Origin of the sequence: Candidatus Frankia nodulisporulans (assembly GCF_902806475.1) — a bacterium.
Taxonomy (GTDB): Bacteria; Actinomycetota; Actinomycetes; order Frankiales; family Frankiaceae; genus Frankia; species Frankia umida.
In genome coordinates, this window is the sequence record NZ_CADCWS010000154.1 from 1 (window position 1) to 10181 (window position 10181).

At 72.6% G+C, this 10181-nt stretch carries 8 protein-coding genes and 1 pseudogene; 5 read left to right on the forward strand and 4 right to left on the reverse strand.

Going from position 1 to position 10181, the window contains the following annotated elements:
- Nucleotides 1-58: 58 nt before the first annotated feature.
- Nucleotides 59-658, forward strand: a pseudogene (locus tag G6R24_RS22445) (serine/threonine-protein kinase); the annotation flags it as partial.
- On the opposite strand, the gene G6R24_RS22450 reads toward G6R24_RS22445, so the two are convergent.
- Nucleotides 619-867: a hypothetical protein gene (locus tag G6R24_RS22450; protein ID WP_225438511.1), complete on the reverse strand. Its 249-nt coding sequence runs from the start codon at nt 865-867 to the stop codon at nt 619-621. The pseudogene G6R24_RS22445 and the gene G6R24_RS22450 overlap by 40 nt on opposite strands.
- 680 nt (nt 868-1547) lie before the next feature.
- Between G6R24_RS22450 and G6R24_RS22455 the strand changes: the two genes are divergently transcribed.
- The 4 genes from G6R24_RS22455 to G6R24_RS21670 all read left to right on the forward strand — a co-directional run bounded on the left by G6R24_RS22455 (nt 1548) and on the right by G6R24_RS21670 (nt 7132).
- Nucleotides 1548-2633 carry an NHL domain-containing protein gene (locus tag G6R24_RS22455; protein WP_225438512.1) on the forward strand — a complete coding sequence of 362 codons (1086 nt, stop codon included), beginning with the start codon at nt 1548-1550 and terminating at the stop codon, nt 2631-2633.
- Nucleotides 2634-2643: 10 nt separating this feature from the next.
- Nucleotides 2644-4911, forward strand: a complete 2268-nt coding sequence (locus tag G6R24_RS14005) for a serine/threonine-protein kinase (protein WP_163549694.1) — start codon at nt 2644-2646, stop codon at nt 4909-4911.
- A gap of 175 nt (nt 4912-5086) precedes the next feature.
- On the forward strand, nt 5087-6643 hold the full coding sequence (locus tag G6R24_RS14010) for an FAD-binding oxidoreductase (protein ID WP_163549696.1): 1557 nt from the start codon (nt 5087-5089) through the stop codon (nt 6641-6643).
- A gap of 333 nt (nt 6644-6976) precedes the next feature.
- Nucleotides 6977-7132, forward strand: coding sequence for a hypothetical protein (locus tag G6R24_RS21670; protein ID WP_175084912.1), 156 nt, complete (start codon nt 6977-6979; stop codon nt 7130-7132).
- A gap of 11 nt (nt 7133-7143) precedes the next feature.
- On the opposite strand, the gene G6R24_RS14015 is transcribed toward G6R24_RS21670, so the two are convergent.
- From G6R24_RS14015 to G6R24_RS22460, 3 genes are read right to left on the reverse strand one after another with little or no spacing between them, the layout of a single operon-like run.
- Entirely contained in the window at nt 7144-8136 is a 993-nt protein-coding gene (locus G6R24_RS14015) for an NlpC/P60 family protein (RefSeq protein WP_163549695.1), read from the reverse strand.
- Nucleotides 8137-8143: 7 nt separating this feature from the next.
- Nucleotides 8144-8902 carry a hypothetical protein gene (locus tag G6R24_RS14020; RefSeq protein ID WP_225438513.1) on the reverse strand — a complete coding sequence of 253 codons (759 nt, stop codon included), beginning with the start codon at nt 8900-8902 and terminating at the stop codon, nt 8144-8146.
- 6 nt (nt 8903-8908) lie between these two features.
- Nucleotides 8909-9316 carry a helix-turn-helix domain-containing protein gene (locus G6R24_RS22460; protein ID WP_225438514.1) on the reverse strand — a complete coding sequence of 136 codons (408 nt, stop codon included), beginning with the start codon at nt 9314-9316 and terminating at the stop codon, nt 8909-8911.
- Between the last annotated feature and the right edge of the window lie 865 nt (nt 9317-10181).

Here is a 10181-nt window from a genome sequence, read left to right on the forward strand (position 1 = left end):
AGAGGGTGACCTCGGCCGAGGGGGCTATGGCCTGGTACTCGCCGGGCAGCACCGGCTCATCGGGCGCAAGGTCGCCATCAAGATCCTGCTGGACACCTCGGACGACCCCGACCTGCGCGCCCGTTTCCTGTCCGAGGCCCGGGTACTGGCCGAACTCGACCATCCGCACATCGTGCGCATCCATGACTACGTCGAGCATGACGGCACCTGCTTACTCGTCATGGAACTGCTCTCGGGCGGCACGCTCAAGCAGCGGATCGCCGCCGGCGCGCTGTCCCCGGAGACGACCTGCTCGATCGGCATCGCCGCCGCGGCGGCGCTGGCCAACGCGCACGGCCACGGTGTCCTGCACCGGGACGTCAACCCAGACAACATCATGTTCGCCGGTGACGGGCTGCTCAAGGTCACCGACTTCGGGATTGCCAAGATCTTCGATGGTGCGGAGACGACGGCGAGTGCCATCCTGGGCACACCTCGCTACATGGCGCCCGAGCAGATCGTGGGCGCCCGACTGTTCCCGTCGACGGACCTGTACGCGCTCGCCGGGGTGCTCTACGAGATGATCGCCGGCCGGCCGCTGTTCGGCCGGCAGATGGCCGTGCAGCCGCTCACCCACCATCATCTGACCGTCATGCCCGAGCCGCTGACCAGTGTGCCACCACCGATCTCGGCGGTGATCATGCGGGCGCTGGCGAAGGACCCGAACGTCCGCTTCGGGGACGCGTCCGAGTTCGCCCTCGAACTCGGACGGGCCGGCGCGCGTGCCTTCGGCCCGAACTGGCTGTCGCGTTCCGAGATCAAGGTCCGGGTGGACGACGAGATCCGCGAGGCGGCGCTCGGCGGATCGACGACGCCACGACCGGCCACTCCCGGTCCAGGACTCGGGCCACGGCCGGGCCCTGGACCAGTGGGTCCTGGCCCGGTGGGTCCTGGCCCGGTGGGTCCTGGATATCCCGGTGCCGGCCCGACGCCGGGATACCTCGGCGGCCCGGGTGGGCCCGGTGGCGGGTCCGCGGGTCCGGGCGGGCCGTCATCCGGCCGTCCGCCGCGGAACCCGTACACCCCGGCGGCGTCCGGACCAGGCGGGATGGGCGGGCCGGGACCGGCCGGACCGGGAGTGGGACGCCCCGGCGGCTATCCACCGGCGGGCTTCGGCGGACATCCCGCGGGACCGCCCGGTGCCGAGGACGGCCGGTTCACCCAGGCACCGACGACCCGCGCGGGCGGGCCAGGCCAGCGGCTGGGGCGGCTTCCCGCCCGGGAACACCCCACCGCCGCACACCCCACCCTCGCGGACACCACCGCCCCAGCCGCTCGGCGGCGGCCCCGGTCCGGGGCCCAACCCGCCGTACCGGCCGCAGAGCCCTGGTCCGGGTCTCGGTGGACGGGCTCCCGTCGGGCCTGGTCCCGGCGGGCTTCCCTCCGGTGGGCACGGTCCGAGTGGGCACGGTCCCGGGGGTGCGCACGGATCGCACCGGCCGGGGTCCAGAACCGGCGGGCAGCGTTCGAAGACGCCGTGGATCCTCGCGGCGGGAGCGTCCGTCCTGGTGGTCGCCGCCATCATCGGCGTCGTGCTGGCGGTGGCGAACTCCGGGGGCAAGGACGACACCGTGTCCCCGACCGTTCGTACCGCCTCGGCCTACCGGGGTACGGCGCTGAACGTGCAGGGCCTGAGCCCGTACAGCCTGTACCTCGACCAGGACGGCTCGCTGCTGGTTTCCAGTCTCGCGACCGACCGCATCCAGCGGATCACACCGGCCGGCGCGAGCAGCGACATCGCCGGCACCGGTTCCGGTGGCTACAGCGGCGATGGCGGCCCCGCGACGTCCGCCCAGTTGGACGGCCCGGGTTCGACCATCCGCGACAAGGCCGGCAACCTCTACATCGGGGACGCGAAGAACAACCGCATCCGCCGGATCGACCCGTCCGGCGTGATCACCACTGTCGCCGGGACCGGTACCGCCGGCTACAGCGGGGACGGCGGCCCAGCCACCGCCGCCCAGCTCAACAGCGCCGAGAAGGTCGCCATCGGCCCCGACGGCAGCCTCTACCTCTCCGACTACGAGAACCACCGCATCCGCAAGGTGGACCCGGCCGGCATCATCACGACCTACGTCGGCACCGGCACCGCCGGGTACACCGGCGCCGGTGGACCGGCCACCGCGGCGCGCATCGACGGCCCCAACGACCTCGTCGTGGCGTCCGACGGCACGCTGTACTTCGCCGACCTCGGCAGCAGCACCATCCAGCGGGTCACCCCGAACGGGATCATCACCACGATCGCGGGCACCGGCGAGAAGGGTTACTCGGGTGACGGCGGGCCGGCCACCGCCGCCAAGCTGAACGTGCCGTCGGTGTCGCTCGGAACCGACGGGAAGACGTTCTACCTGGCCGACTACAACAACAACCGGGTCCGTCGGATCGACCCGAACGGGATCATCACCACCATCGCCGGCACCGGTACCAAGGGCCTTTCCGGGGACGGCGGGCCGGCCACCGCCGCCCAGTTCGAGAACCCGAGCTCGGTCGTGGTGGACGGCGAGGGCGGGATCTTCGTCTCCGACAACGGCAACGACCGGATCCGCCGGATCGACCCGAACGGCACGATCACGACGATCGCCCAGACCGGCTGATCCCGCGATCATGGCCAGACATCAGCTCGACCTGGACCGGATCGCGGCGGGGCTGCCCGGTTACGAACTCGGTGACGAACTCGGCCGGGGCGGTTTCGGTGTCGTCGTCGCCGCCCGCCACCGGTTGATCGACCGTCCGGTGGCGGTGAAGGTGCTGACCACCGCCGACCTCGACCCCGCCGGTGGCAGCGGCGGTCACGGCAGCGGCAGCGGCAGCGGTGGTCATGGCAGTGGCGGACGTGACCTGCGGGCCCGGTTCCTCGACGAGGCGCGGGTGCTGGCCGGGCTGGACCATCCCCACGTGGTGCGGATCTACGACTATGTCGAGACCGACGGCCTGTGCCTGCTGGTGATGGAGCAGCTCACCGGTGGCAGCCTGCGCGGCCGGGCGCTGTCCGGTCCGGGGGCGGCCAGCGCGATCGGCATCGCGGCCGCGGTCGCGCTGGACGCCGCGCACGGTCGCGGGGTGCTGCACCGCGACATCAAGCCGGACAACCTGCTGTTCACCGCGGACGGCACACCGAAGGTCACCGACTTCGGCATCGCGAAGATCGTCGAGGCGACCGCGGCCACCACGACCGGTCTCGTCGGCACCCCGCGGTACATGGCGCCGGAGCAGATCACCGGCTCGCCGCTGAGCCCCGCCACCGACCTGTACGCCCTCGGCGTGGTGCTCTACGAACTGTTCGCCGGGCGCTCACCGTTCCCGCCGGAACTGCCGGTCGCCGCGTTGCTGCATCACCACCTGTCGGTGCGGCCGCTGCCGATGCCGGAGGCTCCCGGGCCGATCGCCGAGATCATCATCGCGGCGCTGGCCAAGGAGGCGGGGTGGCGTCCGGCGTCCGGGCTCGACTTCGCGGTCCGGCTCGCGGCGGCGACGACCGCGGCCTACGGTCCGGGCTGGCTCGCGGCCAGCGGTGTGCCCGTCCGCCTGCCGGACGAGGTGCTCTCCGCGGCCGGCCACCAGCCCGGTATCAGCTCCGGCCCCGGTGCCGTCCACGGCGGTGGACGTCCTGCCGGTGTGGCTGGCCCGCCGGCCCCGACCGTCCGAGCTGGACGGCGGCGGCGGCCGGCCGGCGGTGGGCAGCCGGGTGGGGGGCGGCGGCGCGTCGTGCTGGCGGTGGGGGCGTCGCTGGTGGTCGCGGGCCTCGCCGTCGCGCTGGTACTGAAGACGGTGGTGCCCGGCGGCGGCGACCAGGACAACCGCCAGGCGGCCTACGCCGGCAGGACCGTCCAGTTCCAGGGTCTGGCGGACGCCGCTGGCATCGCGCTGGGTCCCGACGGCGCGCTCTACGTGTCGGATCCCGGTGACGGGGTCGGCCAGGGTCAGATCGTGCGGCTCTCCGCCGCGGGCCAGGCGGGCCTGATCGGCGGTAGCGGGCCGCGGCCGACACCGACCGGGAACGTCCCGTCGCCGTCGCCGACACCGGTGCTGGGGGACGGCGGGCAGTCGCTACGCGCCGAACTACGCGAACCGGCGGGGCTCGCCATCGGCCCGGACGGCGCCGTCTACCTGGCGGAGTCCGACAACGGCCGGGTCCGCCGGATCGCCCGGGACGGCACCATCACCACCGTCGCCGGCACCAGCCGCAGCTCCTCGGACGGTTCGGTCGCCAGTACCGGTGCCGCGCCGCGTGCCTACCTCGACGACCCGACCGCCCTCACCGTGGACGCCAAAGGCATCATCTACGTCACCGAGGGTTATCGGGTTCGGCGGATCGAGGGTGGCCAGATCAGCACGGTCGCCGGCAGCGGGACCGAGTCGGGTTCGGCCGGTGACGGTGGACCGGCCATCAACGCCACCTTCTACCAGCCCAGCGGCCTGGCGATCGCCCCGAACGGCGTGCTCTACATCGCCGACCGGAGCAACGACACCGTGCGCCGGGTCGATCGCTCCGGCACGGTCAGCCTGGTGGCGGGCAGCCCGGGCAGATCGGGCCGGACCGGTGACGGCCGGGCCGCCAGCAGCGCCCTGCTGAACAGCCCGAAGGGTCTGGCGCTCGGCGCCGACGGCTCGCTGTACATCGCCGATTCGGGCAACAACGTGGTCCGCCGGATCGACCCGCACGGCATCATCTCGACGGTGGCCGGCTCCGCGTCCTATTCCAGCGATGACCAGGAGGGCGCGCTCGCCACCCAGGTCAGCCTCAGCGGGCCCGCGGGCGTGGTGGTGGATCCGTCCGGTGCGCTCTACGTGGCCTGCGGTGACGGGAGCATCCGACGGGTCGGCACCGACATGTTCCTGACGACCGTCCTGCGTGGGCCACCGGACTCCTGACGGCATACCTTCGCGGCAGATCCCGCATCGGCCAGCCGCCGCGGCGAACGGGTGCGGCCCACGGGACGGCGGACGGGCGGGCGCGGCGGGCGGGTCCGCGGGTTGATCGACGGGTGGTCGGTGGGGAGGTCAGGTGCGCGGTCCGGATCGACGGTCGGTGCTGCGGGCCGCGGGTATGGGTGGGCTGGGGCTGGCCGGGCTTGTCGCGGGCGGCGGGGCGCTGGCCGGTTGCCAGGACGGCACGACACCGGCGGCGCCCACCGGGTCACCCGAGCCGGCGGCCTGGGCCGCCCTCGACGCGCGGCTCGACGGCCCGCTGCTGCGCCCGGGCGACCCGGACTACCCGGCGGCGAGCCGGCTGTTCGACCCGGCGTTCGACGAGATTCGCCCGGCGGCCGTCGCCCGCGCCCGGTCAGCCGCGGACGTGCGGGCCTGTGTCGAGTTCGCCCGGCAGCAGGAGCTGGCGATCACGGCCCGGGCGGGCGGCCACAGCTACGGCGGATACTCGTCCACCACGGGCCTGGTCGTCGACGTGACGGCGATGGCCACGGTGACCCCCAACGCGGACGGGACCGCCCGGATCGGCGCGGGCGCGCTCCTCGTCGACGTCTACGACCAGCTCGGCCAGGCCGGACGGGCGTTGCCGGCGGGTTCCTGCCCGACGGTGGGTGTCGCCGGGCTCGCCCTGGGCGGCGGCATCGGCGTGCTGGGGCGCCGGCATGGCCTGACCTGCGACCGGATGCTGTCCGCCGAGGTGGTCCTCGCGTCCGGGGAGGTCGTGCGCACCGACGCCAGTCATGATCCGGAACTGTTGTGGGCGCTGCGGGGTGGTGGCGGCGGGAACGTCGGCATCGTCACCTCGTTCGACTTCGCCACCCATGCGGCGACACCGCTGGTGCTGGTCAGCTGCCGCTGGCCGTGGGCTGCGAGCGCCGAGGTGCTGGCCGCCTGGCAGCGTTGGATCTCCGACCCCGGCGGCGCCCCGGACACCTTCTGGTCGACCTGTGTCGTGTCATCGGTGCCCAGCGGCGGTGTCGGTGGGACGCCGGCGCTGCGACTGAGCGGGGTGTCCTGCGGCCCGGCGGACGAGGCCGGCGTGGCCGCGGTGCGCGCCCAGCTCGACGCGCTGGCCGACGCCGCCGGCCAGCGGCCGATCAGCGTCTCGGTCGTCCCCCGGGAGCACCGCCGGGCGATGCTGATCGAGGCGGGCTGCGCGGGCCTGGAGGTGGCCGCCTGCCATCTGCGCGACCGTGCGCCCGGCGGCACCCTGCCCCGGGTGGCGCAGCGGGCGGCGTCGGCCTTTCTGCGGGAGCCGCTGTCGGCCGCCGGCGTCGCCACCATGCTGGCCGCGATCGAACGGCGCCAGCGCACCGCCGGGGCCCGCTCGGGTGCGATCATCCTGGACTCCTGGGGTGGGGAGATCAACCGGGTCGCGCCGGCGGACACCGCCTTCGTGCACCGGTCGACGATCGCCAGCGCCCAGTACGTCGCCGGCTACGACATCGGGGATCCACCGGCGGCGAAGGCGGCCAACGAGGCCTGGCTGCGGGCGACGGTCGCCGCGATGGCACCGCACGTGTCGTCCTCGTCCTACCAGAACTACATCGACCCGGAACTCGCCGACTGGGCGCGGGCCTACTACGGGGACAATCTCGGCCGGTTGCGTCAGGCGAAACGCACCTATGACCCGGACAACCTCTTCCATTTCGCCCAGGGGATCACCCCGGCCTGACGGTGATGGACGTACAGGCCGCACCGGGCCGGGAGTCGACGTCGCCGACCCGGGGCGGTTCCCTCATTACACGCCAGCCGACGGCTGTCCGCCTACTGGCCGCTTCCCGTCCCTTTCCTGTCGCCGATTTCGCGTCGGGATCACGGCCGGATGTTCATATCGCCCCGATTCGGTCACCCGACCGGGGTGAAGGACACAGAGGCAACGAGCGTGGCACTGGGTGCACGGCGGTTCCGCTTGCAGCAACTACTCAAGGTGAGTAGATAAATGCTGTCGGTGATAGGCCGACGTCGGTGTCCGGCCGTACCGGCTAGCTGTGCTGCGAGGTCCCGCATGAGCAAAGTTCTGTTCCAGTGGGGAATTGGACTCTTCGTTCTCTTCTTCCTGGTCACTTCCCCCGCCAGTGCCGCGGATCTCGTCCGCAGCATCGTCGCCTTCCTCGGGGGCGTCGGCGCCGGCCTATCGGATTTCGTGGGCAACTTCGCCTGACCGCGGGGATATCAGCCGAGGTCCTTGGCGAGCGGACGGGTCACCGCGACGGTTCCCGTCCACGAGGAGATGTCGGATTCGACGACTCCCCACCGGGCTCCCTTCGCGGCGATGACCAGCCCGTCGCCGATGTACATACCGACGTGACCGGGCGCGTCGGCCGTCCCCTCGGTTCCGGGCGTGAACAGCAGGTCGCCGGGCTGCGGGTCGACTCCGGCGACCTGCGGGCCGTAGGCCAGCTGGTCGGTGGTCACCCGCGGCAGCTGGACACCGATCGTGCGGTAGGCGGCCTGGACGAGCGAGGAACAGTCCCAGGTGTCCGGCCCGACCGCACCCCACACGTACGGCTTGCCCACCTGGGCGGCCATGAAGGCGAGCACCGGTTCGAGCGAGCCGATCGGCACGGACACGCCGTCCTCGATCGAATCACCGTAGACCTGGGCCTGTGCCAGGATCGTCCGCACATAGTTGCGGGTCTCGGTGTACGGCGGGATACCGGCGTAGGCGAGCACCGCGCCGGCACCGGCGTTGTAGGCGGCGAGCATCTTCTCCTGGCCGTCACCGGGCACCGCCGTGACGCTCGCCGCCACCGCGCAGTCGTAGCGGGCGGCGGCGGGGATCGCATCGGCCGGGTTCCAGACGTCGCCCTGGCCGTGGCTGGCCCAGGTGCCGGGCATGAACTGGGCGATCCCCATCGCGCCGACCGGCGAGCGGGCCTGTGGATTGAACCCGGACTCCTGCTGTAGCTGCGCGGCCAGCAGGGCCGGTGTCACCTCGTCACACCCCGCCGCGTTCGCCGCATCCGTGATCATCTGGAGGTACTCCTCGGGGATGCCCTTGGAGTTCGTGATCGCGGTGTTGCCGTTGTGATGGCCGATGAACGGCCCGGCGAGCGTGAGGATCAGCATCGAGGCCAGCAGGATGATCCCGCCGACGACCATCGCCGCACCGATACCTGCCCAGACCGCCAGCCGGGGACGGGTCTGTGGGAATCTGCGGGCCATCCGCGGCTCACCGCCCCGGTGCGTCGCCGGCGACGCTCGCGAGATCCGCCCCGGCGATGAGCCACGTGCCGTCCTGCTGACGGAGCAGGGTCACGGCGGGGGTGGAGACAGCGACGACCGCCGGCTGGTCGCCGGTCACGGTCTGCCGGCGGACGTTGAGCTGCAGCACGACCCGGCCGGTCGCCGTGGTGTCGATCCCGCCCAGCGGCGTGGTCGCCAGCACGCTGATCTGCGAATGGACCCCGGCGGCGCGCAGGTCCTGCCAGGCCTGGGCGTCGGCGTCCGCCCCCCCGGTGCCGCCGGCGCCGAGGGTGGCCGCGAAGTCGGCGGTGAGGCAGTCGTGGGCCCGGTCGACACCAGCGCCTGGCCCGCTGTCGGTGCGGGCGTCGAACGACTGCCAGCGGGTGAAACAGTCGGCGGCGACCGCGGCCGGATCGGCCCGGTCGACCGGGCCGCCCGGGACGGCGGGGGCGGCGCCCGCGGTGGCCGTGGCCAGCGGTGGGCCAGGTGCCTGGCTCGCCCCCGGCGGCGGACCGGTGGTCGTCGCCGGCTTCGGCGCGGGGATGCCACCCGACCCGAACGACCCGCAGCCGGACAGCCCCAGCACCAGCAGCAGCGGCACCAGCAGCACGGCGGGTGTCGACCCGGCGAGTCCTACCGCACGCGGCCGCGCCGACCCACCCCACTCGACGGGGTTGCCCGGCCAGGCTGATCCGGCGGGCGGTGCTGGGCGGCGAGGGTCAGCGCCGCGGGGGATCGTCGACATGCTGGGCTATTCGCGTCCGTCCAGCCAGTCCCGGACCCGACCGCGGCGCACCCGCCACTGGTGGCCGACCTTGCGGGCCGGGATCGCGCGTTCGGACAACAGCTTGAGCACCGTGCTCTCGGACAACCGCAGCCAGGCGACCAGCTCGTCCACGGTGAGGACGTCGTCATCGTCGGACGGCCGCACCGGTGGCGGGGCCGTCGGCAACGCGGACATCGTCGCGGCCGGCGCGGGAGTGGTCACCGCTGAGGCGCCAAGACCGGCCGCCAGACCGCCACCGCCCGCACCACCTGCCCCCGAGCGCGACGGCGAACTCCCAGCCGGCGTGCCACGCAGCGGCGGGGCCGTACCAGCCGGCAGCCCGGCGCGGCTGGACGACGGACGCGCCGTCATCGAGTAGCCGTCCTGCGCCACCGATGCTCCCTTCACCGTGCCTGCTCTTCTCACCGTGCTCGCTCTTCACCGAAACCCGCGCGCTACCGGCACCATCTGCGGCATGATCGACACACTTGACTGCATTGCGTGACCACGATGGCCAAGCCGAGGTGGACCGACCTCGGTGACCGAACGTCGACGGACGAGCCGGCCGCCCATCCGGGCCGTTCGGACCGTTGGGCTTACGACTGTCCGGTTCCGGAAGTTACACCGACCCACATGTCCTGGATAGCCTCAACCTGAGCTTGTCATACTCGAACAGCTCGTGTTACATCGATCCGACCACAGTCCAAGATAAGTAACAGTAAGTAACGGTAACTGGCACTAGCTAACCATGAGAGAGCCGGGAGGGCGACGGCGCGTGAGCGAAGTGCCACAGGCACCGCACGGCGAGGAAGGCGATGCACGACCGGTTTCCCTCATCGGAGCCCGCCTCCCGTCCGCGGCCTCCCGCAACCAGCGGGCATCCGACCCCGATGACCCATACGGGATGGATGTCACAGTCGGTGTCGATGACGCCGATCTGCTTCCCCACGCACGTACCGGCCGCCGGCGCCATCGACGGCGGACCGAGCCTGACCCGGCCCAGCCAGCCGACGAGGCATGGCAAAGCGAGGCATTCCACTTCGATGATGCGACATCGGCCGATGACCCGGGTGCGGACAGCGCAACCGAAACGGACATCACGTCCGACCGTGCAGCGACACCAGAAGTAACGGAGGGTGGCCGCCCCCGGAGTGGCCGGGGACGACGGGCCGGGCGCCCCTCCGCGGTAGCCCCCCGCGCCCAGCCGGATGCCGACCGCCCTCCCCGACCGTCCGGCACCGATGCGTCCGCACGCTCC